Below are 23664 nucleotides of genomic sequence, written 5' to 3'. Positions count from 1 at the left end.
TGATCAACATCCTGAAAGCCCGCTCTTGCGCACGCGCTCTGAATACTCTCTGGCCGCTACGCGGCTGTTGGGTGTTCCCAGAGCAGGCAGTTTTCCTATCTTTCTCAATTCGTCGACGGCGATGCCGTTCAGCACGTTGGATACCTTCGGCGTGACCTTCACTTCGGTGCCGACAGTACCGTGCTTGTTGAAGAAGCCGTCCGGTCCGTAGATGCCAGCTTCGGTTCCGTTGGGTTTGTACACGTGTATCTCGAAAGACGAACCAGTACTCGTGTTGAATCGGTCGATTCTTGCCCTGTAGCCATCGGGCAAGGACAAAGGTGCCTTGGGCGCCCAGCCCCACGGGTCGATCCACGACACAGGATTGGGCGCATAGCTGTGCAGATTGTTCCCGCCAGCAAGGCCGATAGGGTCCGGGCTGATGAAGCGGCCAATATCGGGGTCATAGAACCGGAAGATGTTGTAGTGCAGGCCGATGTCGCGGTCCAGATACTGGCCCTGGAATCGCATGTTCTGCTCGACTTTTGGCAGTGCCTTGTTCGCAGGAGAGGCGGCGCGGCCATCGAGCAAAGTGGACTCCCACTGCTCGGCCACAGCGCCGCCCCACGTGCGATAGCTCGCTCGCCAGCATATCCGGCCGGACTGATCCGTCAGCTCCTCAGGCAGGCCGGCCTGATCCGTGTGAAGGTGGAAGATGTTCGCAGGTGCAGCGGCACCAGCCTCGCCAGTGGCGGCATCGAGCCGCGCCAGCGGCATGTAACTGTCAGGCTCGTAAACGTGGCTTGTTACTTGCGAGCCGCGCCGCTCCTCGATCAGCCGCATCCCCTCCCAGACAAACCGCGTACTGCCGAACGCATCGTGCTTGGCCACGCGTCGCCCCATTGCGTCGTAGTCGAAGCGCGTGACCTGCGTGGTGGCTTCGGGCGTGCCCGGGCGCCGCGTGGTGTGCACGGCCACGAGGCGGCTTTCGTCGTCCCACTCGAAGCGCTGGTCGGTGTGCCTGCCCGACAGCTTGCGCGCCAGCCGGCCGTGGCCGTCGTAGCTGTAGCGCTTGTCCTCGAAAACGCGCACGAGGTTGTCGCGCACGTAGCCGGGCGCGGTTGATGCGTCGAGCAGGTTGCCTGCCGGGTCGTAGGCAAAGCGCTCGCTGTTGGCCGCGCTGCGCACGCTCTCTTCGATGCGGCCGGTGGCGTCGTATCTGTGCCCCGTCGTGCCCTGCAGCGAATGGCGGCTCTGCCGCAGCTCGCCCACGGGGTCGTAGCTGTATTCCTTCATCAGCCCGTCGAGAAGGCGGGCCCCGGGGGTGCCCGCGGCGTCGATGGCCTGGCGCCAACCCGGGTCTTGCGTGGTGAATGCCACGTCCAGTCCGCCGGGACGGCACCACGACGCGGCCCGCCGGCCCAGCGGATCCAGCGCAAAGCGAGTGTGCAGTGCGCCCTGGCTGCGCGCCACTTCGCGGTGCAGGTCGTCGCGCTCGATGTCGCTGATCAGCTGGTGCACCACGGGTGCGTCGCCATGCTGCTGCGACAAGTTGACCTGATGCAGGTGCCCGGAGCCGTAGTACAGGTAGTTCAGCGCGCGCTGCACGCCCGGCTGCGACGCGATGGCGGGCAGAACGGTCTGCGTGCGGTTGCCGAGTTCGTCGTGCGCGTGGCGCAGGGTGTGGGTCTCGCCGGTGAGCTCGTCGATGGCCGTCTCTTCGACGAGCCACCCGAGCTTGTCGTAGACGAATGTGGTGCGATGCAGCGCGCGCGGCTCGCCATCCGTGCCGGGTTGCGGCGCTTCCAGCTTCGTTGCTTCGACCAGGCGGTCCAGCTGGTCGTAGCTGTAGCGGTACCAGTGGCGCCCGGTGCGCTTCTCGACGAGGCGACCCACGGCATCGCGCAGCAGTTCGGTACGCAGGGGTCCGGCCGGGCGATGCGGTTCGGCGCCTTCATGCAGTGCGAGGTCGTCGTCGCCGATGCCCGGTATATGGGTGATGCACACCGGCCAGCCGTTGGCGTCGTATTCCACCTGCACGCGCGTGCCGCCCACGCGACGCTCTTCCACCACGCGGTCGGCGGCGTCCCGCACGAATTCGAAGTGCAGGCCGTTCTCGTTGACGAGCGCCTGCAGGCGCTGGGCGCCGTCGTAGTGCCAGGCGATGCGGCGCCCCTCGGCGTCCTGCCGCACCAGCGGCTGGCCGCGCAGGCCGAGCGCGAAATGCGTGCTGCGGCTCAGCGCATCGGTGGCGGCGACGATGCGGCCGGCCGCATCGCGGCGCAACGACTGGTGGCTCTGGTCGGGCTGCGACACCGACAGCAGCCGCCCCATGGCGTCGTGCGTCAATCGCGTGCGCTGGCCCATGGCATCGGTCACGGTCTGCAGGTGGCCCCAGCCGTCGTATGCGTAGCGCGTGGTCTTGCCGGAGCAGTCGGTCAGCGAAAGCAGCTGCGCGCAATCGCTCCACGTCATGCGGTTGGTGCCGCCCTTGCCGTCGGTCACCACGATCGGCAGGCCCCGCCTGTCGTAGGCGTACTCGGTGGTGTGGCCCAGCGGGTCGGTCTCGCGCACCAGGTTGCCCTGGTCGCTGTAGGCGTAGGTCCAGGTGCTGCCGTCCGCGAGGGTCTGGCGCCAGGGCTCGCCGAACTCGGTCCAGCCGGTGCTCTGCGTGCGGCCCAGCGCATCGGTGCGGCTGGCCATGAAGCCCATGGGGTCGTAGGTGCAGCGCGTGGTGGCACCGCCGGGCTCGGTGATGGCGACGAGCTGGCGCAACTCGTTGTACTGCGCATGCCATTGGCGGCCCGCCGCATCGACGTAGTCGGTGACCTGTTGGTCGGCATTCCAGTGCCAGGCGTACTCGCGTCCGAGCTGGTCGACGACCAGTGTCTGGCCCAGCGCCAGCGCGTCGTCCGCGGCAGGCGGCACGCGCCGGACGGTGTAGCTCTCGCCGTCGTTGGTCCAGTGGCGGACCACGTGGGCTTCGTCGCCCTGGCCGCACCACTCGTAGCGGCATTCCAGCCCTGCGGCGTCGGCATGGAAGTCCATGAGGCCCCGGGCGTCGTAGCCGAAGCGGCGCACCACCGCACCGTTGCGGTCGGTCACCTCGAGCAGCCTGCCTTCGGCGTCGTGCCTGTAGGTCACCAGCAGGCCCGGCAGCTCGCCGGGTGCGCCGGCGGCCAGGCGCAACGCGCCCACCCGGCGGCTCTCGCCCGCGTACTCGAGCGCCAGCAGCCGGCCGGTGCTGTCGGTCAGCTCGACCAGCTGGCCCAGCGGATCGTGGCGCAGGTCGATGAAGTTGCCGTTGCGGTCTTCCAGCCGCGCGAGCTTCAGCGTCTGGACGCGCGGCTCGCCTTCGATCGGCGGCTCGAACAGGAAGAACAACCCGCCCGGCACATGGATGAAGTAATGGCCGCCTTCGGTGCGGCACAGGTCGAGCCCGTCGCGCAGGCTGTACTGCCGCGTGCCGGGCTCGATGTCGGGCAGCACCATCGGCCGGCCCTGCTCGTCGATGAGCGTGACCACGGGCTGGCCTTCGTCGTCGCTGCCCAGCCGCAGTTCCATCGAATAGGGCAGGCTCCAGCCCTGCCCCAGCGGGCCGTCGCGGCGCAGGTCGTGGCTGCTGTAGAAGCGCTGCCATGCGATGGGCAACGGCCCCGGCAGGCTGAAGTCGAGCTCGCTCTCGCCGCCCAGGAACTTGCCGCCCGTGGCCGCATGCACCGGATTGCCGAAGGAACTGACCATGCCGTGGATGCCCATGCCAAGCCCCACCGCTCCTTCGATCAGGCAAGGCAGCGCGTTCTTGCCCTGCCGCGCGAGCTTGGGCAGGCAGCGCAGGCCGCGGTAGATCATGACCACATTGAAGATGGTCACCAGCACCTTGGAGATGAGCGGCACCTCGTCGGCCACATCGCGCACGCGCGCGGTCGGCCCGCCGATGAAGACCGTGGGCGCCCCGTCGCTCACCTTGGCGCCGCACTCGGTGTGGTCGTCCTTGCGCGAGGCCACGCCCATGTTGATGAACACGGTCTCCGCGCCCTCGGCAAGAAGAATCTGCGGCGAGTCGTTCTTGCAACTCACCGTGTCCATGGGAGCGTCGGGCGAGGCCCGCGCCGCGCCCAGGGCCTTGCCGCCGATGAACACGTCCGACGATCCGCTGGTGATCATCCCGGTCACGGTGAGCGTCTCGGGCACCAGCGCATCGGCGATCGACTCGCCCAGGCTCGCGCCGACGTAGCCGCCGGCCATGCGCGCGCCCACAACCACCGCGCCCGCCACCAGCGGCCCGGCGAGCCCACCGGTGCCGACCACGGCCGCTGCTGCCACGCCCACCGCGAAGCCCACGGCGATGCCGCCGATCAGTCCGCCAGCGAACTTGGCCCAGAAGCGCGCGTGCGCGTTGGTGTGGGCAATGGGGTCGTGCAGGCGTGCAGCTGGTTGGCCGGCCATGGCGCCTCAGGCCCTCGGCTGGAAGCTCTCGAGCACGCGCCGCCACAGCGCGACCGCCTCGGCATCGAAGGGCACGGGGCTGCTGGCCGTGAGGATCAGCACGCTCCTGCCGCCCGGGTCCTGCGGCAGCAGGAACACGGCCTGGCGTTGATGCAGCGCCTGGCCGTTCTGCTTGAACTGCGTGGCGAGTTCGATGGCATGCAGGCTCGCGATGGCCGGGCCCACGGCGATGTCGGTGCGCGACACCTCCTTGAGCTGGCTCACCTGGCGCGTCAGGTCGTTCATCTGCCGCGTGACGAACTGCGCCAGGGTTTCCTGCGCCCGCAGCGCGTCGCGGCTCACGATGAGGGTGGTGCCCGAGCCATCGGGCATCGCGAGGACGTTCATCGAGCGGTCGATGCGGCCGTCTTCGGGGATGTCGAACTGGCCTTCGTTGAGGTGGTAGCGCATGGCGAGGAGACGTTTACGAAGGATCGAAGGCCACATAAGCCAAACAGGCAGGATTGCTCTCGCCGAAGCCAAACGAGAGTTCGCCCCAATCGAGTTTCGCTGTGTAGCTGGTGTCCTCATCCAATGAACGTCCACGAGGAACACCGGTAAGCCTCAGTTCCGCGTAGTGCCGCAGAACTTCCTCGAACGAGATGCCACGCCCCTCCAACTCGAGCACCAGGAATCCTGGATGAGGGCCTTCCCGCTTGAGGCGCAAGTCGACTTCCTGAATGCCAACGCCTTCTGCCAACTGCACAGGACCGCCTTCGAGAAACTGAAACAGGTCGCTGCCTGAAGCTTCCGTATCGACAAGCCTGATGCCCAGCTCACGCTCGACCTTGTCTTTCGAAAAGGGAACGCTGCCAATCAACGCCTCAATGGCTTGCCAGATGGTCGTGGAGATTTCGTTCATGTACGTTGCCTCAAACACTCATTCGATGCCGAAGAATTTCTTCAGCTTGGTCAGCGGAAGGTCGTCGTAGCGTTCTCCGTACATTTCGTAGTAGGTCTTCCCGCCGGTTCCGGATGCCTTGTTTGTGCCGTAGACGGCTCCGATGGTTTGCTCGGCCCGTTCGAAGTTGCCCGTTCTCAGGGCCTCGTCGTAGGCCCTGTTGTAGATGGCCATATGGTGAGAGTTCTCGTTGGCGAGGATGTCTGGGCCACCATTGGCGAGAATTTCACGCTGCACCCGGATCTCGTTGATCTGAGCGCTCCCCTCCGCCCTGAGGCCACTGTTGATGTACGCCTGCCTGGACGACGTATCCATTTCCCTCTTATCGAGTGCGTGCCCCACCTCGTGTGCAGCTGCGGCATTGAATGCGAGGGGCCGTCCTTTCAGGGAACTGTCGAGCGTGATGGTCTTTTTCCTCTCGCTCGCAGAGCTTCCTCCCTTGGCGGGACCAAAGCGGAGCTTCCAACCTTCGCGCCTGATTTGGGCCAGTTGCCTGTCCAGCGTCGGCGAGCGAACTCCGGGTTGGTCCATCGCCTCCTCGGCTGCTGCGGCCGGAGCCAGAACGGCTGCGGGATGCGCATCCTCTTCCAGCGTTGCGACCTCCATTTCCGGGTCTCCGCCCCCGATCGGCGCATCGCAGTTCAAGAAGATCTTCCCACCCCGCTGATCCAGGTTGTCCGTGAAGTTCACCAGCCCCTTCACTCCGTTGATCTTCACCGTGCCATCCGCCAGCAGCACGATCGACGACTTGCCGCAGATCAGCGAGATGCTTGTCTTCGCGGTGACGAACACGTCCTGCTCCGCCGCCTGGATCACCACCGACTTCTGCCCGGTGAGGTTCGCGTTGGCCGCGGTGGAGGTGACGGAGGCGTCGGTCTTCGACACCAGGTTGATCGCACCGGCGCTGGCGTGCGAGACGATGTCGCCGTCGGACACCACGTTGATCTGCCCGCCCTCGCTCACCTGCGTGAGCATGCCCTTGGCGGCGAGCTGCGTGAGCTGGGCGCCGGTGGTCATGGTCAGCGCCGAGACGGAGCGCATCGACACGCTCTGCCCCGAGCTCACCACGATGGGCCGGGGGCTGATCATCGTCTGGCCCTCGGGGCTCACGATGGAGACCACGGGCTTGTCGATCTTGCGCGAGAGGTCGAGCATCTGCTGCGCGTCGGCCATGGCCGGATCGGGGTCGTCCGAGACGCCGGCCTCGGGCGATCCGCCGGCCGCCAGCGCGGCGACGGCCTGCGACACGCCGCCGAGCGACTGCACGCCCTGCACCAGCCCCGAGAGCGTCTGGTTCTTGCCCTGGGCCATGGCGCTCACGAGCGATTTCGTCGCGGCCACGGCCTGCCCCGCCGCCTGCATGAGCGCGTTGCTCTGCGCGAGCGTGGCGCCCATCTGCTCGTGGCCATCGGGGTTGTCGCGCGAGGTCTTCTGCGCGAAGTCCTGCGTGTAGGTGGTCAGCAGAAGGCCCTTGTCGGCGCGGATGGAGCCCCACTCGTTGGTGCGCAGCTCGAAGCCGTAGCTGCGCTGCACACCCGAGCCCTGGTTCATCAGATAGCCCATGTGCAGATGGGTATTGCCGTGGTCGGTCGACAGCTCGATGTGCTCGGTGCCGCGGCTGTCCTCGAAGCGCAGCATGTGCTTGCCGCCGCCGCCCTTGCTCCAGTGGGTCTGGAAGCCGGTCTGCGTCTTGTGGCGCGGCAGTTCCCACGGCGGCATCTGCGCGGCGTTGTAGACGCAGCCGGTGACGATCGGATGGTCGGGGTCGCCGTTGAGGAAATCGACGATCACCTCCTGGCCGATGCGCGGGATGTGCATCGCGCCGTAGTTGCTGCCGGCCCAGGTCTGCGAGACGCGGATCCAGCACGAGGAGTTCTCGTCGCGCTTGCCGTAGCGGTCCCAGTGGAACTGCACCTTGATGCGGCCGTACTGGTCGGTGTGGATCTCCTCGCCCGCCGGGCCGACCACCACCGCGGTCTGCGGCCCGGTGGTGCGCGGCCTCGGCGTGACACGCGCGGGGCGGTACGGCGCGCTGTCGGGCAGCACCTCGAAGCTCTGGCGGTAGCTCGTGCTGCTGGTCGACTCGCTGTAGGCGGCGTCCGCCGCGCCGACCACGCGCAGCGCGTTCTCCTGGAAGTCGTAGGTCACGGCCTCGATCAGGTAGCGGCGGTTCTCCTGGGCGTTCGGGTGGCGCGCCAGCTCGAAGAGGTAGCCGGGCGCCATGTGGCGCAGGTTGCCCTCGGCACTCACCAGCTCGCGGCGCCCCGCGAGCTGCTCCAGCCGCAGGCGCGCGTAGTTCTCGCCGTCGGCCAGCTCGGTATAGCCGCCGGGCCAGTCGTAGATCTCGAAGCTGTCGCGGCTGTGGCCGGCCGGCTGCTGGCGCACGGTGTCTATCTCGGCGTTCGGCTTCCTGAAGTCGTAGTCGTCGGCCGCAAAGTTGCCCGATGCGATGTCCTCCGAATGGCTCCAGCTGTCGATGAAGTCCTGCTCGAGGATCTGCGCGGCGAGCACGCCCGCGTGATAGGGCACCCTCACCGGACCGGCGGGCAGGTCGGTGTGCGAATCGGCACCGTCGCACAGCACCAGCTGATGGCTGCCCTGCGCATGCGAGAAGAAGTAGTAGATGCCCTCCTGCTCCATGAGCCGGCTGGCGAAGTTGAAGTCGCTCTCCGAGTACTGCACGCAGTAGTCCCAGGTGCGGTAGCTGCCGCTCAGCCGCGCGTCGATGGCGAAGCCGTAGGGCGCGAGCACCTCCTGCAGGATCTGCGGGGCGGTCTTGAACTGGAATATCCTGAAATCGGAGCGACGGGTGGCGTACCACAGCCAGGGGCGCAGCGTGGCCTCGTACACGCACATGTCGCCGTCGTCCTTGCCGATGTAGGCGAAGCGCGTGACCTGCCCGCTCAGGAAGCGGCTGCCGGCGCCGCCGAGTTCGGTGGCGAGGTTCACCTCGATGCTCATGTCCTCGCCCAGCATGCTCCGGGGCTGGATGTTGGGCATGTCGCTGATGAGCCGCACGCGGTGCTCGAACAGCGCGGAAATGCGCTCCTGCCCCGTCATCGAGCGGAACTTCAGGCGCTCGCCCAGCTCGCTGTGGGCGATGAAACTGCGGGTCATTCCTGGAAAGCTCCCTGGTCAATGAACCCGGCGCGGGCCGCCCAAGCGGCAAACCGCGCCGGGCAAAGGGAGTTCAGGCCTCCTTGTTTTCCTTGATGTTCCAGCCCAGCACCGTCTCGGCGCCCTTGCCGCCCTTGTCGGTCTGCTCCCAGTACTGCTGCTTCACCTTCGCGGCCTGGAACGAGTACTGCACGAACACCGCGTCCGAGCCCTGTTCGGCGGTGTACTGCACCGAGGTCACCAGCACTTCTTCGAGCGTGACGCGCGTGTACTCGATCTGCGAGCCGCCGGCCTTGCACACCGACACTTCCACCTTGCCCAGGTGCTTGCCGCTCGCGCAGTTCTTCATCACCGAAGGCGCCGCCTTGTCGATGCGCGCCAGCACCTGCAGGTCGTTGAAGCTGGCCTTGCCGACACCGCCGCCACCACCGCTGACCATGTTGCCGGGCTGCGTGGCGCCCCATGCGAACGACTTGATGTCCGTCCACTCCTTGTGGTTCGAATCCTTCGATTCGCCGTTCGCGCCCTCGACGCGCATGAACATGTCTACTGCCATGAGATCAACTCCCTCGAAATTGCGTGCCCGCCCGGGGGCACATTGGAACCAGCCGCCCTCCCGGCAGGAGGACGGCAACGAATCGGAAGGCTCGGCCGGCGCTGGTGACACAGCGACGGCGGCCCTTTTCCGAAGCACAACGCTTCAGCGCACGAACATTAATCGAGGGGTTCGTGCGCAACCAGTGCCGAACGGCATGCGCAAAAAGAACTACCAAAGCCGGCGTTTGGTTCCCGGGATCACATCCTGTACTGTTGCGGGCGCACCCTCCCCACATACCGTCCCATCCTTCCAGGAGCCCGCATGGCGTCGTCCACACCCGCTGCCCACCCGCACTACGACCGCCTGATCGCCGCCGCGCGCGGCCTGCCCTCGCTGCGGGTCGCGGTGGTGCACCCTGCCAACGCGGCCTCTCTGGAAGCAGCGCTGGCGTCGGCGTCGCTGGGCCTGATCGTGCCGACGCTCGTGGGCCCTCGCGCGAAGATCGAGGCAGCCGCGCAAGAGGCCGGCATCGATCTCTCCACGATCGCGATCGTCGATGCGCCCCACAGCCACGCGGCGGCCGATGCGGCCGTAGCCATGGCGCTGCGCGGCGAGGTCGATGCACTGATGAAGGGCAGCCTCCACACCGACGAGCTCATGGGTGCCGTGGTGCGCCGCGAGGGCGGGCTGCGCACCTCGCGGCGCATCAGCCACTGCTTCGTGATGGACATCCCGGGCCATGCGCAGCCGCTGATCATTTCGGACGCGGCCATCAACATCGCGCCCACGCTCGAGGAGAAGGCCGACATCGTGCAGAACGCGATCGATCTTGCGCACGCGCTGCACATGCCGGTCGTGCGCGTCGCGATTCTTTCCGCGACGGAGACGGTCAATGCCAAGGTGCCTTCCACGCTCGACGCCGCGGTGCTTTGCAAGATGGCCGACCGCGGCCAGATCACCGGCGCGGTGCTCGACGGCCCGCTGGCCATGGACAACGCCATCGACGCCGAGGCGGCGCGCATCAAGGGCATCGTCTCGCCGGTGGCGGGGCGCGCCAACGTGCTCATCGTGCCCGACCTCGACGCGGGCAACATGCTCGCGAAGAGCCTGACCTTCCTCGGCGGCGCCTATGCCGCGGGCATCGTGCTGGGGACGAAGGTGCCGGTGATCCTCACGAGCCGGGCCGATTCGGAACCGGCCCGGCTCGCCTCGTGCGCCGTCGCGTCCATGCTCGCGAAAGCGGGGCGCGACAAGCTCATCAAGGCGGTGGGCTGAGCCCGGCGCTCAGCGCGCGCCGGCCACGATCGCGATGCCCCTGATCTGCCCCGCGGACGGCGCCCGCTCGGGCTTCGGATAGCGCGCCGGCGCGAAGCGGTGCAGCAGCTCGGACTCCTGCATCTTCACGGCTTCGAAGTTCGCGAGCTTGACGTGGCCGAAGCCGCGAATGGACAGCGGCAGCGCCGCGATGCGCGCAGCCGTCGCCTGGTTGCCCGCCGAGAGTTCGCCCGCCATCGCTTCGAGCAGGCCGTCGAAATGCGAGATCAGCTCGCGCTCCATGCGCCGCTCCGCGGTGCGTCCGAAGATGTCGAAGGCCGTGCCGCGCAGGCGCTTGCCATGCGCCAGCCAGCGCATCGCGGGCAGCATCCAGCTTCCGATGCGGATCTTGGCGGGCGCCTTGCCGTGCGCGCCGCGCGAGAGCACCGGCGGGGCCATGTGGAATTCGAGCTTCAGGTCGCCTTCGAACTGCTCGTTGAGCTTCTGCAGGAAGGCGCCGTCGGTGTAGAGCCGCGCCACTTCGTACTCGTCCTTGTAGCTCATGAGCTTCAGCAGGCTGCGCGCCGCGTTGCGCGTGAAGGGCAGGCTCGCATCGCCCCCCTGCAGTGTGGCCTCGCGCTCGCGCAGGCTGCGGATGCGCTTCTCGAAGCGGTCCGCCCATGCGGCGTCCTGATAGCCCGTGAGATGCCGGCGCGCCTCGGCGATCAGCGCGTCGAGCGGTCGCTCGTCGAGCGAAGAAGCCTGCGCATCGGCAGGCGCCGCGCGCAGAGCGTCCAGCGCCTCGGGGTTGCCGGCCGCGAGCCGCCCCAGCGAAAAGGCCGACTGGTTCGCGGCCACCGCCACGCCGTTGAGCTCGATCGCATGCATCAGCGCCTCCAGGCTCAGCGGCACCAGCCCGCGCTGCCACGCGTAGCCGGCCGCGACGATGTTGGCGGCCAGCGTGTCGCCGAGGAACTCCTCGGCCAGGCTCTGAGCGTCGAAGGTCTCGACCTGCTCGTCGCCAGCCACGAAGCGCATCTTCTCCAGCAGAAGGTCGACATGCAGGTCGGCATCGGGGTTGCGCAGCGACTCGGCAACCGGAATCTCGTGCACGTTCGCGAGCACTCGCGTGCGTCCGTGGCGCACGGTCTGCAGCGCGTCGGCCGATGCGCCCACCACCACGTCGCAGGCGAGGATGGCGTCGGCCTGTTGCGTGTCGATGCGGACCTGGTGCAGCCGCTCGCGCGAATCGGCCAGGCGCACGAAGCTCAGCACCGAGCCGCCCTTCTGCGCGAAGCCCATGAAGTCGAGCACGCTCGCGGCCTTGCCTTCGAGGTGCGCGGCCATGGCGATCACCGCGCCCACGGTCACCACGCCGGTGCCGCCCACGCCGGTCACGAGCAGGTCATACGGAGCGGTCCAGGCGTGCTCCGCCGGGTACGGCAGCGCGGCCACGCGGTGCAGGAAGGCATCGCGCCCCGACGCGAGCGCACCGCTCTTGCGGCGCAGCTTGCCGCCCGTGACGCCCACGAAGCTGGGGCAGAAGCCCTTGGCGCAGGAGTAGTCCTTGTTGCAGCTGGTCTGGTCGATCTTGCGCTTGCGGCCCATCGGCGTCTCGTGCGGCAGCACGGCCACGCAGTTGCTCTGCACGGTGCAGTCGCCGCAGCCCTCGCACACGGCCTCGTTGATGAACAGGCGCTTCGGCGGATCCGCCAGCTCGCCCTTCTTGCGGCGGCGGCGCTTCTCGGCGGCGCAGGTCTGCTCGTAGATGAGCACCGTCACGCCCGCCATCTCTCGCAGGCGGCGCTGCACCTCGTCGAGCGCGGCGCGGTCGTGGAACTCGGTGCCGCTCGGAAAGCGGTCCTTGATGGCGTCGTACTTGCCGATGGCGTCGCTCACCACCACCACCTTGCTCACGCCTTCCGACTCGACCTGCCGCGCGATGGCGTCCACGCTGATGACGCCGTCGACCGGCTGCCCGCCGGTCATCGCCACCGCGTCGTTGAAGAGGATCTTGTAGGTGAGCGTGGCCTTTGCCGCCACGGCCTGCCGGATCGCGAGGTAGCCGGAGTGGTAGTAGGTGCCGTCGCCCAGGTTCTGGAAGACGTGCGGCGTCTTCGTGAACATCGCGTGCGAGATCCAGTCCACGCCCTCGCCGCCCATCTGGATCAGCCCGGCGGTGCTGCGGTCCATCCAGTTGGCCATGAAGTGGCAGCCGATGCCCGCTCGCGCGGTCGACCCCTCGGGCACCTTGGTGCTGGTGTTGTGCGGGCAGCCGGCGCAGAAGTACGGCAGGCGCTTGACCGCATCGCTCGCGTTGGCCAGCAACTCGGGCGGCGTGAAGTCGCGCACATGCTGCAGGTGGTCGCCCAGGTCGTGGTTGTCGGGGAAGTGCACGGCCAGCCAGTGCGCGACCAGCTCGATGAGCCGCGAGGGCCGCAGCTCGCCCAGCGCCGACACCAGCGGCTGGCCTTCGCGGTCGTGCTTGCCCACGAGCACGGGACGCGCATCGGGCGGCGCGTTGTAGAAGATGTCGCGCAGCTGCGTCTCGACCACCGCGCCCTTCTCCTCGACGATGAGGATCTCTTCCAGCCCCTGCGCGAAGGCCTTGATGCGCGTCTGCTCCACCGGAAAGCTCAAGCCCACCTTGTAGAGCCGCACGCCCGCGCGGGCCAGCTGCTCGGGCGAAAGCTCGAGCCGGCGCAGCACTTCCATGAGGTCGTGGTGCGCCTTGCCGCAGGTGACGATGCCGACCTTCGCGTGCTCGCTGACGATCACGTGGCGGTCGATGCTGTTGCGCCTGGTGAATGCGGCGACGGCCGCGAGCTTGTCTTCCAGGCGCGACTCGATGCGCAGCGAAGGCAGGTCGGGCCAGCGGTAGTGCAGGCCGTCCGGCGGCGCATGGTGACCGGTGGCGGCGCTCACCGCATCGGCGTCTTCCCATGCGCTGACGCGGGCATTGATCGCGTCCAGGTCCACGGTGCCCGCGCTCTCCACCACTTCGGACAGCGCCGCCATGCCGACCCACGCGCCCGAATAGCGCGAGAGCTCGTAGCCGTACAGGCCGAACTCCAGGTACTCGGCCACGCTGGAAGGCTGCAGGATGGGCATGCGCCACGCCATGAAGGCGTGGTCGCTCTGGTGCGGCATCGACGACGAAACGCAGCCGTGGTCGTCGCCCGCCACCACAAGCACGCCGCCGTGCGGCGAAGAGCCATACGCATTGCCGTGCTTGAGCGCATCGCCCGCACGGTCGACGCCGGGACCCTTGCCGTACCACATGGCGAACACGCCATCGACGGTGCGCTCCGGGTCCGATTCCACGCGCTGCGTGCCCAGCACCTGCGTGGCCGCGAGCTCCTCGTTCACGGCCGGCACGAAGCGGATGCCGGTCTGCTTGAATCGCTCGCCGGCCTTCCAGATCGCCTGGTCGACCATGCCCAGCGGCGAGCCGCGGTAGCCGCTGATGAAACCCTGAGTGTGCAGGCCGCGCTGCGCGTCGCGCCGGCCCTGCATCACGAGTACGCGGATCAGCGCCTGCGTGCCGGTCAGGAAAACCGAGCCGGACTCGGCCCAGATGTTGTCGGAGAGTTGGTAGCCGGGCCGTCTTATCGCGGTGGCATTGAGTGGGGCATTCATGCCCGGAATTGTTCTGCCGCCTTCCGAGGGAGTGCTTCTTCAATGCACTAGCGCAGACCCTTGTTTGAAGAATAATTCACCTGAAAACAAGACAAAAAGAAGGTTTTATTTTTTATTTCTTCAGATCCTGAGAAAACACCAGTCTCCCGGCGCTACCTCATCTTCCGGCGCCCGCGTGCCGCGCCCGGAACTCGCCCGGCGTCATGCCTTCGAGCCGCCGGAAGTGGCGGTTGAAGTTCGAGAGGTTGTTGAAGCCCACCTCGTAGCAGATGCTGCTCACGTGCTGGCGCGTGGAGGTCAGCAGGCCGCAGGCCTTCGCCAGGCGCAGGCCGATGATGAAGTCGGTGAAGGTCTTGCCGGTCGCGCGGCGGAAGCTGCGCGAGAGCGAAGTTCTGCTGGTGCCCACGAGCGCGCTGACTTCCGAAAGCGACAGCGGCTGTGCGTAGTTGTTCCGGATGTGATGCAGCGCTCTCTGCACGTGCAGCGTGCGGCCCGGCCCGGCGGCATCCGCGTGCACGGGGATTCGGGCCAGCAGCCGGAAGTCGGTCCACTGCGAGAGCTCATTCAGCACGGCGGTGAATGCCGAAAACCGTGCCAGCCCGTGCAGCGTCGAAAGGCGCCTCAGCTTGGTCAGCGTCTCCGCACCCAGGCCGACGAAATGCACGCCCTGGCGCGCGCGCGAAAGAAGCGGCCCGACGTCCGACAGCTCCGGAAATATCGCCGCACCGCGCCGCAGCGGCTCGTCGCTGAAGCGCAGCACCAGCCCGTCGTCCGGCTCCGCTCGATACGCCAGCCTCAGTGTCCGTGGCAGCAGCGGCCCGAGCAGCACGACCGCGCCGGGTGCGAGCGTATGCGTCTCTTCGCCAGCGCCGCTGCCGACGCGCAGGCACGCCGGGGCGCTTCCGATCAGGTGCAGTTCGTGGTCGTGAAGGCAGCTGCCGGGGTCGAAGCCTCGTCCCGCGAACGGGCTCGGCTCCTCGCAGAGAACGGTGGCATTGGCGTCGGACATTCGATTGCGATCCACAAGGCCTCGTGGCGATGGCGCGGCGGCCGCATCTGCGGTCAGTCGCGCGAGCGCATCGCGAAGAAGCCCCCGGCCACCAGGATGAACGCCCCGATGATCACCTTCTGCCAGGTGCTGGGCACCCCGGCCAGGATCAGCACGTTGTTGATCAGCGTGACCAGCACCACGCCCAGCAGCGTGCCGCCCACGGTGCCGCTGCCGCCGGTGATGCGCGCGCCGCCCAGGATCACGGCCGCGATCACGTCCAGCTCGTTGCCCACCAGGTCGAAGGGGTTCGCCAGCCGCGTGCTCGACACGTGCACGATGCCCGCCAGCCCCGAGAGGAACCCCGCGTACGCGAACACGAAGACGTGCACCGTGCGCAGGTTGTAGCCCAGCCGCTCCGCAATGGCCAGGCTGCCGCCGATGGCGTACACCGCGCGGCCGATCAGCGTGCGGTTCAGCAGCCACCAGGTCAGCACCGCCGCGAACACCAGCACCAGCACCGTGGCCGGCAGCACCACGTGCAGGCCCTGCGGCGTGTCGAAGCGCCACAGCGCCAGCTTGCCGAAGGCATCCATCGGCGCGGGCACGTTCATGAAGAACACGGTGCCCACGAAGGTCAGCAGAATGCCCCGGTACAGGTACTGGGTGCCGATGGTCACGATGAGCGAAGGCGCCTTGAGCCAGTGCACCAGCAGCCCGTTGATCACGCCCAGCAGCGCGCCGCTGGCCGCGCCGGCAACCAGCAGCAGCGCGATGGGCGCTTCCGGAAAGTAGTTCAGCACCAGCTTGGTGATGCTGTACATCGTGAGCGCGGCAATGGCCGCGAACGACACGTCGATGCCGCCGGCCGCCAGCACGATCAGCACGCCCAGTGCGAACAGGCCCAGCACCGTGCAGGCGCGCACGATGTCGAACAGCACCGGCAGCTGGAAGAAGCTCGGGTTGATGGCGCCCACGGCCAGGCTCGCCAGCACGATCAGTGCGAGCGTGAAGACCGAGGGTCGCTGCGCGAGCCAGGCGCGCAGCGAGACCCGCGCCTGCGGCGGGTGCGGAGCCGATTCAGGCGCGGCCGGCGCGGACTGCGCTTGCATGGTGGAAGCCGTCATGAGAATGCGGGGGAAGGTGTGTCGGAAACCAGCGCGTGATAGAGGTCGCTCTCGGCGAGCCCCTGCGCGTCGAAGTCGTTGGCGATGCGGCCCTTGCGCATCAGCAGGATGCGGTCGCAGTTCTGCAGCAGCTCCTGCAGGTCGTCGCTCACCAGGATCACGCCCAGGCCCTGCTCTGCCAGCCGCTGCACGATGCGGTAGATGGTGTCCTTGGAGCCCACGTCCACGCCAACGGTGGGGCCGTGCAGTATCAGCACGCGCGGCCCGATGGCCAGCCAGCGCCCGATGAGCACGCGCTGCTGGTTGCCGCCCGAGAGCGACTGCACCGGCCTGTCGACGTCGGGCGTGGCGATCTGCAGGTCGGCCACGGTGCGCTCCGCCAGCGCCTGGCACTGGGTTGTATCGAGCGCGCCGAAGCGCCCGCGCAGGCGGTTGAGCACCGCCGTGACGATGTTGTCGCGGATCGGCTTGTCGAGGAACAGGCCCTCGCTGAGCCGGTCTTCGGGCACGTAGCCGATGCCCTGGCGGATGCCGTCGGTGGGCGTATTCAGCGCGATCTCCTTCGCGTCGAGCAGCACGCGTCCGCGGTCGGCGCCCTGCACGCCGGCCAGCGCCAGCGCGAGCTCGTTGCGGCCGGAGTCGAGCAAGCCGGTCACGCCGAGGATCTCGCCCTTGCGCAGCGTGAAGCTCACGTCGCTGAACTGCGCGCCGCGGCCCAGGCCTTCGACCTTCAGCAGTTCGTCGCCGCCGTGTGTGCCGTGGCGGTAGCGCTCGCCGTCGAGGTGCTTGCCGGTCATCCAGTGCGCGATCTCGGCCTTGGTGAAGTCGCGGATCGGGCCCTGCGCCACCTTCGTTCCGTCGCGGAACACGATGGCCTGGCCGCCCATGGCCATGCACTCGTCGAGCTTGTGGCTCACGAAGAGCACGGCCACGCCCTGCTCGCGCAGCGCCTCCACCACGCGAACGAGGTTGTCCACCTCCTTCTGCGTGAGCGAGGTGGTGGGCTCATCCATGATGACCATGCGCGCGCGCGTGGCCACCGCGCGCGCGATGGCCACGAGCTGGCGGGTGGCGATGGGCATCTCGTCCACGCGCCGCGCGAGGAAGGCCGCGTCGGTCGGCAGCTTCACCGCCTCCAGCGCGCGCGCGGCCGTGGCCGCGAGCGCCTTGCGGTCGAAGTGCCGCGCCAGCCGGCCGCCGGTTGCAACCAGCTGCTCGCTGAGCGCGACGTTCTCGGCCACGCTCATGTTCGGCAGCAGCGACAGGTCCTGGTAGACCGTCTCGATGCCGAGGCTGAGCGCCTGCAGCGGCGACAGCGAGTCGTACGGCCGCCCGTCGATCACGATGCGCCCCTGGCTCGGCGGCTGCGCGCCCGAGATGATCTTGATCAGCGTGCTCTTGCCGCAGCCGTTCTCGCCGAGCAGGTGGTAGATCTCGCCGGCCTCGATGCGCAGGTCGATGCCGCGCAGCGCGTGCACGCCCGCGAAGCGCTTGTGCACGTCCTGCACTTCGAGGAACACCCGGCGCCCGGCCGGTGTGCCGGCCGGGCTTGCTTGCGTGGAAGGCGCGGTCAGGGTCATGGCTGCAAGGCGGTCAGAACGAATACTTCTTGTAGTTCTGCTTGTCGACCTCGACCCAGGCCTGGCCCGTGACGATGATGCCCACGCCCGGGCCCTTCTTCACCGAGACCTTGTTGTAGCCGGGCACGCCCATGTCGGTGCCGTCGGTGATGGTCTTGCCGTCCAGCAGCATCTTGGCCGCCTTGTTCATGACGATGCCGGCGTCCTTCGGGTCCCAGAAGGCGATGCCGCCGACCGCGCCCGACTCGAGGAACTTGGCCGCCTCGCTCGGCAGGCCGGTGCCGAAGACGCAGATCTTGCCCGCCAGGCCGGCTTCTTCCACCGCGCGGCCGATGCCCAGCACGTCGAGCGACGACGAGCCCTGGAAGCCCTTCAGGTCCGGGTGCTTGCGCAGCATTTCCTTGGCCTTGCCGTAGGCCTTCTCGGCGTCGTTGAGCGACTCGTTCTTGGCGTCGACCAGCTGCATCTTGGGGTACTTCTTCGCGTTGGCCGCGCCGCCGTCGGCCCACTGCACTTGCGACTGGCTGCCCAGCGAGCCGACCAGCGAGGTCCACTTGCCCTGCTGGCCCATGCAGGCGGCAAGGCGCTCGTTGATGCGCGCGCCGTAGGCGGTGTTGTCGAAGGCCTCGATGTCGACCATGGTGTTCTTCTGGTTGTCTGCCTCGTGCGTGACGACCTTGATGCCGCGTTCCATCGCGCGCTTGAGCACCGGCTCCAGCGTGGGCGGGTCCATCGACACCACCGCGATCGCGTCGACCTTCTTGGCCACCAGGTCTTCCACCAGGCGCTGCTGCTGCGCGGCGTCGGACTGGGCCGGGCCGATCTGGCGCGTGGCCACGCCCGGCGTGCTGCTGCCGAACTCCTTCACGCCCACTTCCATGCGGTTGAACCAGCTGATGCCGGTGATCTTCACCACGGTGACGATGTCCTGCGGCTTGCCCTGCGCATGCAGCGCCGAGGCGAAGGCGACGGTGCCCAGTGCGAGCACGGTGCAGGCGATCTTGGTTTTCTTCAGCATGTTCGTTTGTCTCCTAGCCCTCGGTGGTTCTCTGCGTCGCGCCAGGAGGGGGCTGATGCGGCGGTGCGCTGGTGCGCGAAACGGAGATGAAGCTGCGCAGGTCGGCCAGGCTGAAGCGCGCCGATGCCAGAAAGAACAGCAGCAGCAGGCCCCAGGCGCAGTCGCGGAAGAAGTTGGAGATGCCCAGCAGGTTGAAGGTGCTCGACAGCAGCTGCAGCGCCACGGCCGAGAAGAACAGGCACACCATGCGCCCGTAGCCGCCCTGCGGCCGCACGCCCGCCATCACGGTGATGAGGATGGCGATCAGCAGGTAGGAGTTGCCGTAGTCCGACTTCACGCTGGCCGTGCGGCCCGCGATGATCACGCCCGCCACCGCCGCCAGCACGCCGCACAGCGCGTAGGTGGCGATCAGCATGCGGCCCTGCGGAATGCCCGCGTAGCGCGCCGCCTTGGCGTTGGTGCCCAGCAGGAAGAGCCGGATGCCGAACGGGCTCTGCTTGAGCAGCCAGCCCACGGCCAGCAGCATCGCGACGAAGATCGCGAACGGAATCGGCACGCCCAGCACGTTCTCGTTGCCGATGGCCGAAAGCGGCTCCGCATTGCCCACGCGCAGGCTGGAACCGCCCGTGAGCACCACGGCCAGGCCGGTGTAGAGCAGTTGCGTGCCCAGCGTGCAGAGAATGGGCGTGAGGCCGGCGCGCGCAATCAGCACGCCGTTGAGCAGTCCGCCCGCCAGCCCCACCGCCAGAGCGATGACAGTGAAGGCGCCGGTGTAGAGCCAGGGCGAGGCGTCGGCCTCCACCAGCATCGGCGCCAGCGTGGCGGCCACCACGCCCGAGAGATTGGCCAGCGCCACCCCCGAGAGGTCGATGCCGCCGTTGCCGGAGATCATCGACAGCGCCACACCCATGGCCAGCAGGCCGAGTTCGGGCAGCTGGCCGCCCATCGACTGGAAGTTGTAGACGTCGAGGAAGTCGCCCTTCGACAGCACCGTGGCGACCACGAGGATCGCGACGTTGATGCCGACCAGGAAGTTGAGCTCGCGGTCTGAAAACCTGAATTTCACGGAAGGCTCCTTTGCGGCTCGCGTTCTCAGGCTGCGGCCCGGCCCAGCAGCGCATCGACCTCGGCACGCGTGGGCATCGAAGGCGCGGTGCCGGCGCGCGTGACCGAGATGGCTGCCACGGCCGAGCCGAAGCGAGCGGCTTCCAGCGGAGACGCGCCCTCGGCCAGTGCGGCAGCGAAGCCGCCGTTGAAGGCATCGCCAGCGCCGGCCGTTTCCTTCACCGCGCCGGCATGGAACACGGGCAGGTGCACCGACTCGCTCGCGCTATGCAGCAGCGCGCCCTTGTCGCCGAGCGTGATGAGCGCGCAGCCCACGCCCTTGGAGAGGAAGAAGTCGCCCGCGCGGCGCGCATCCTCGACGGTCTCGACGGCGATGCCGCTCAGCGCAGCGGCTTCGTGCTCGTTCGGCGTGATGAAGTCGCACAGCGGGTACACCGCATCGTCGAACGGCAGCGCGGGCGCGGGGTTGAACACCGTCACCGTGCCGGCAGCGCGCGCAAGCTCCAGGCCGCGCTGCGCGGCACCGGCGGGCTGCTCCAGCTGCGTGACGAACACCCGCGCGCCGCGAATGGCGTCGGCGGCCGCATCCACGTCCGCCGAGTCGATGAGCGCCGCGGCGCCGGGCACCACGATGATGGCGTTGTCGCCCGTGACCTCGTGCACGTAGATGAAGGCCGCGCCGGTCGGCTGCGTCGTCACCTGCGGCACGCGCGGCGTGATGCCCTCCTCGGCCCAGAGTGCGAGCGCATTGGCGCCGAAGGCGTCCCGCCCGAGCTTGGAGATGAAGGTCACCTGCGCGCCGGCGCGCGCCGCCGCCACCGACTGGTTCGAGCCCTTGCCGCCGGGCCCCATGGCGAAGCCGGAGCCGGCGATGGTCTGGCCCACGCCCGGAAGGTCGGCCGCACGGAAGGCGAGGTCGGCCACGAAGATGCCGAGCACGGCGACGCCGCGCTGCTGGTGCGAAGAAGCCGTGCCCATCGCGATCAGGCCTCGGGGGCGATCACGCCCTTCTTGAACACGAAGCAGCCGTAGAAGCGGCGCTCGCCGGTGGCGATCACGCAGTAGGCGCGGCGCGCGGCTTCATAGAAGGCGAAGCGCTCGATGGAGCCCATCGGACGCGGGCGCCCTTCGGCCGCGTCGATCTCGCGCTGCATCTCCTGCTGCACGGGCGGGATCTCATCGGGCGCCCCCATGATCTCCATGCGCCTCGCCGGATCTTCTACCGCGTTGTCCAGCGGCAGCACCGAAAGAATGGCGCGCGCCGCCTCGGTGGTGCCCACGCCGTCGATGCGCAGCAGCCGGCCCAGCGAGGTCTGGCGGGCGACCGAGTCGGCCGGGAAGTTGGCGTCGCACAGCACCAGCTCGTCGCCGTGGCCCATCGCGCGCAAGGCGTAGAGCACGTCTGCGTTGAGCAGCGGATGGATGGACTTCAGCATTCGGTCTCCTGAATTGGTATGGCTTTCGCGGCTGCGATCTTAGATAAAGAAAACGTTTGCGCAAACGTTTGCTTCTCGGGGATTTCCCTTGGTTTCGATAACAGGCACAACGGCTGCCCGTTCATTCGCCATAGGGAATCCAGATGTTCTTGACCTGCGTGGCGTGCCGCAGGAACACCGCGCCTTCGCCCGATGCCGGGTCGTGCCAGTCGGTGGCCAGGCCATGGTCGACCAGCGTGCGCTTGAGGTTGCCGACCGAAAGCCGCTCGGCATCGCGCGACAGCTCCTTCGCGCCGAAGACCCAGAGCGCGTCGACGTCGTCGTGCTCTGCCAGCGTGCGCACGAGGCCCGCGGCCGGGCCGGTCACGATGTTGACGACGCCGCCCGGCAGGTCGGAGGTTTCGAGCACCTGGTAGAAGTCGGTGGCGACCAGCGCGTGCCTCTCGCCCGGCACGATGACCGTGCGGTTGCCCATGGCGAGGTTCGGCGCCAGCAGGCTCACGAGGGACAGCAGCGGCGCCTCGTCGGGGCAGACCACGCCCACCACGCCGATCGCCTCGACCGTGGCCAGCGCTACGCCGCGCAATGGCGGCACATGCACCGTGCCCTCGTACTTGTCGGCCCAGGCCCCGTAGGCGAAGAGGCGGCTCACCGATGCATCGACCTCGGCCTGCGCGGCCTTCGCCGCAACGCCGGTGAGGCTCGCGATGCGCACAGCGAACTCGCCTGCGCGCGCCGAGAGGTTCTCAGCGAGGTAGTAAAGCGCCTGTGCGCGGCGATGCGGCGTCGCGCTCGACCAGCCCGAGGCCGAGCGCGCGGCGGCGACGGCATTGCGGATGTCCTTGCGGTTGCCCGTGCCCACCTCGCCGGCACGCTGCCCGTTGGCGGCGAAGATGCCGCTGGAGATTTCGCCATCGGGCCGCACCTGCTTGCCGCCGATGAAGAGCTTGGCGGTGCGGTCGATGGCGGGCAAGGCGAGCGCAGATTCGTTCTTCGCATCCGCAGCCTCGTTCGCAACGACACTCGCTGCAGCAGAACGCGGCTTGCGCTGCGCCCATGCACGCGGCTTCAGATATTCGTAGCAGCCCTCTCGCCCGCCCTCGCGGCCGTAGCCCGATTCGCGGTAGCCCCCGAAGCCCACGCCAGCGTCGAACAGGTTGGTCGCGTTGACCCACACCACGCCTGCCTGCAGCTGCGGCGCGATGCCCAGCGCGAGGCCGATGGTCTCGCTCCACACGCTGGCCGCGAGGCCGTAGCGCGTGTTGTTGGCAAGCGCGATGGCTTCGTCTGGCGTGCGGAAGGTCATCGTCACCAGCACGGGGCCGAAGATTTCCTCGGTCGCGACGGTGGATGCCGGCTGCACGCCCGTCAGCAGGGTCGGCGGAAAGAAGCTGCCGCCCGGCGGCAGCGCGCCCGGCGCCTGGTAGCAGCTCGCGCCCTCGCGCACGCCGGCGGCCACCAGCGAGCGCACGCGCTCGAGCTGCGTGGAGTCGATCAGGCTGCCCATGTCGATCGCCTTGTCCAGCGGCGAGCCCACGCGCAGGGTCTGCATGCGGCGCTTGAGCCGCGCGATGAAGTCGTCGGCGATGCCTTCCTGCAGCAGCAGCCGCGAACCGGCGCAGCACACCTGGCCCTGGTTGAACCAGATCGCGTCGACCACGCCTTCGACAGCGGCGTCGATGTCCGCGTCGTCGAACACGATGAAGGGCGACTTGCCGCCCAGCTCCAGCGTGAGCGACTTGCCCGTGCCCGCCGTCGCGGTGCGAATCAGCCGCCCCACTTCCGTCGAGCCGGTGAACGCGATCTTGTCCACGCCCTCGTGCGCGACCAGCGCGGCGCCGGTGGCGCCGTCGCCCGTCACCACGTTGAGCACGCCGCGCGGCAAGCCCGCCTGCGCGGCGAGTTCGGCGAAGAGCAAGGCGCTCAGCGGCGTGAACTCGGCGGGCTTCAGCACCACGGTGTTGCCCAGCGCGAGCGCGGGCGCGATCTTCCACGCGAGCATCAGCAGCGGGAAGTTCCACGGAATGATCTGGCCGACCACGCCCAGCGGCACCTGGTCGGCGAACTCGCGCTCCTGCAGTTGCGCCCAGCCGGCATGGTGATAGAAGTGGCGCGCGGCCAGCGGCACGTCGAGGTCGCGCGTCTCGCGGATCGGCTTGCCGTTGTCGAGTGCCTCGACCACCGCGAGCAGGCGCGCATGACGTTGCACCATGCGGGCGAGCGCATACAGATGCCGCGCACGGCCATGGCCGCCGAGCGCGAACCAGCCCGGCTGCGCGGCGCGCGCGGCCGCCACCGCGGCGTCCACGTCCTTCGCCGAACCTTGCGCGATGCGCGCCAGGCGCTGGCCGGTGGCCGGCTCGGCCGTGTCGAAATGCGCGCCCTCGGCAGCGAGCGTGAAGCGTCCGTCGATGAAGTGGCCGAAGCCTTCGGCATGGCGCGCTAGCCATTCGCGCGCGTCGGTGTCGCTCTCGGGCGCGGGGCCGTAGTCCATGGTGTCGAAATAGCGTGCGACGTTGTTGTTGCTGCTCATC

15 protein-coding genes are annotated in these 23664 nt (G+C 68.2%); 1 reads left to right on the top strand and 14 read right to left on the bottom strand.

The annotated features are described in order from the left end of the window. Positions 1–3: 3 nt before the first annotated feature. From ACAM57_RS09185 to ACAM57_RS09165, 5 genes are all read right to left on the bottom strand, one after another. A complete protein-coding gene (locus ACAM57_RS09185; protein ID WP_369661441.1) occupies positions 4–4428 on the bottom strand; it encodes an RHS repeat-associated core domain-containing protein in 4425 nt (1474 codons plus the stop codon). Between the two features lie 6 nt (positions 4429–4434). Further along, positions 4435–4878 carry a DcrB-related protein gene (locus ACAM57_RS09180; protein ID WP_369661440.1) on the bottom strand — a complete coding sequence of 148 codons (444 nt, stop codon included), beginning with the start codon at positions 4876–4878 and terminating at the stop codon, positions 4435–4437. A 13-nt stretch (positions 4879–4891) separates the two neighbouring features. Then, positions 4892–5329: a hypothetical protein gene (locus ACAM57_RS09175; RefSeq protein ID WP_369661439.1), complete on the bottom strand. Its 438-nt coding sequence runs from the start codon at positions 5327–5329 to the stop codon at positions 4892–4894. A gap of 18 nt (positions 5330–5347) precedes the next feature. Beyond that, complete coding sequence (locus ACAM57_RS09170; RefSeq protein WP_369661438.1) at positions 5348–8485, bottom strand: type VI secretion system Vgr family protein; 3138 nt, start codon at positions 8483–8485, stop codon at positions 5348–5350. 73 nt (positions 8486–8558) lie between these two features. Beyond that, on the bottom strand, positions 8559–9041 hold the full coding sequence (locus ACAM57_RS09165) for an Hcp family type VI secretion system effector (protein WP_369661437.1): 483 nt from the start codon (positions 9039–9041) through the stop codon (positions 8559–8561). 303 nt (positions 9042–9344) lie between these two features. On the opposite strand from ACAM57_RS09165, the gene ACAM57_RS09160 reads away from it, so the two are divergent. Beyond that, positions 9345–10298 (top strand): phosphate acetyltransferase, encoded by a 954-nt coding sequence (locus ACAM57_RS09160; RefSeq protein ID WP_369661436.1) that lies wholly within the window; start codon positions 9345–9347, stop codon positions 10296–10298. 9 nt (positions 10299–10307) lie between these two features. Here the strand turns inward: ACAM57_RS09160 and ACAM57_RS09155 are convergent, their stop codons facing one another. From ACAM57_RS09155 to ACAM57_RS09115, 9 genes are all read right to left on the bottom strand, one after another. Continuing rightward, positions 10308–13916, bottom strand: coding sequence for an indolepyruvate ferredoxin oxidoreductase family protein (locus ACAM57_RS09155; protein WP_369661435.1), 3609 nt, complete (start codon positions 13914–13916; stop codon positions 10308–10310). A 157-nt stretch (positions 13917–14073) separates the two neighbouring features. Beyond that, the gene (locus ACAM57_RS09150) at positions 14074–14925 is read right to left on the bottom strand and encodes a helix-turn-helix domain-containing protein (protein WP_369661434.1); all 852 of its coding nucleotides are present in this window, start codon (positions 14923–14925) and stop codon (positions 14074–14076) included. Positions 14926–14978: 53 nt separating this feature from the next. Beyond that, positions 14979–16031, bottom strand: a complete 1053-nt coding sequence (locus ACAM57_RS09145; RefSeq protein ID WP_369661433.1) for an ABC transporter permease — start codon at positions 16029–16031, stop codon at positions 14979–14981. After that, a complete protein-coding gene (locus tag ACAM57_RS09140) occupies positions 16028–17611 on the bottom strand; it encodes a sugar ABC transporter ATP-binding protein (protein WP_369661432.1) in 1584 nt (527 codons plus the stop codon). Before ACAM57_RS09140 ends, ACAM57_RS09145 begins: the two co-directional genes overlap by 4 nt. A gap of 13 nt (positions 17612–17624) precedes the next feature. Then, complete coding sequence (locus tag ACAM57_RS09135) at positions 17625–18629, bottom strand: substrate-binding domain-containing protein (RefSeq protein ID WP_126025227.1); 1005 nt, start codon at positions 18627–18629, stop codon at positions 17625–17627. 13 nt (positions 18630–18642) lie between these two features. Then, positions 18643–19695: an ABC transporter permease gene (locus ACAM57_RS09130; RefSeq protein WP_369661431.1), complete on the bottom strand. Its 1053-nt coding sequence runs from the start codon at positions 19693–19695 to the stop codon at positions 18643–18645. Positions 19696–19721: 26 nt separating this feature from the next. Then, entirely contained in the window at positions 19722–20672 is a 951-nt protein-coding gene (locus ACAM57_RS09125; RefSeq protein ID WP_369661430.1) for a ribokinase, read from the bottom strand. 5 nt (positions 20673–20677) lie between these two features. Beyond that, complete coding sequence (locus tag ACAM57_RS09120) at positions 20678–21130, bottom strand: RbsD/FucU family protein (RefSeq protein WP_184641644.1); 453 nt, start codon at positions 21128–21130, stop codon at positions 20678–20680. A gap of 121 nt (positions 21131–21251) precedes the next feature. Next, the gene (locus ACAM57_RS09115) at positions 21252–23663 is read right to left on the bottom strand and encodes an aldehyde dehydrogenase family protein (protein WP_369661429.1); all 2412 of its coding nucleotides are present in this window, start codon (positions 23661–23663) and stop codon (positions 21252–21254) included. Position 23664 lies beyond the last annotated feature (1 nt).

This window comes from Variovorax sp. V15 (assembly GCF_041154425.1).
Lineage (GTDB): Bacteria > Pseudomonadota > Gammaproteobacteria > Burkholderiales > Burkholderiaceae_C > Variovorax > Variovorax guangxiensis.
Note: the sequence above shows the minus strand (reverse complement) of the source record. Positions and strands in the feature narration are given on the sequence as shown.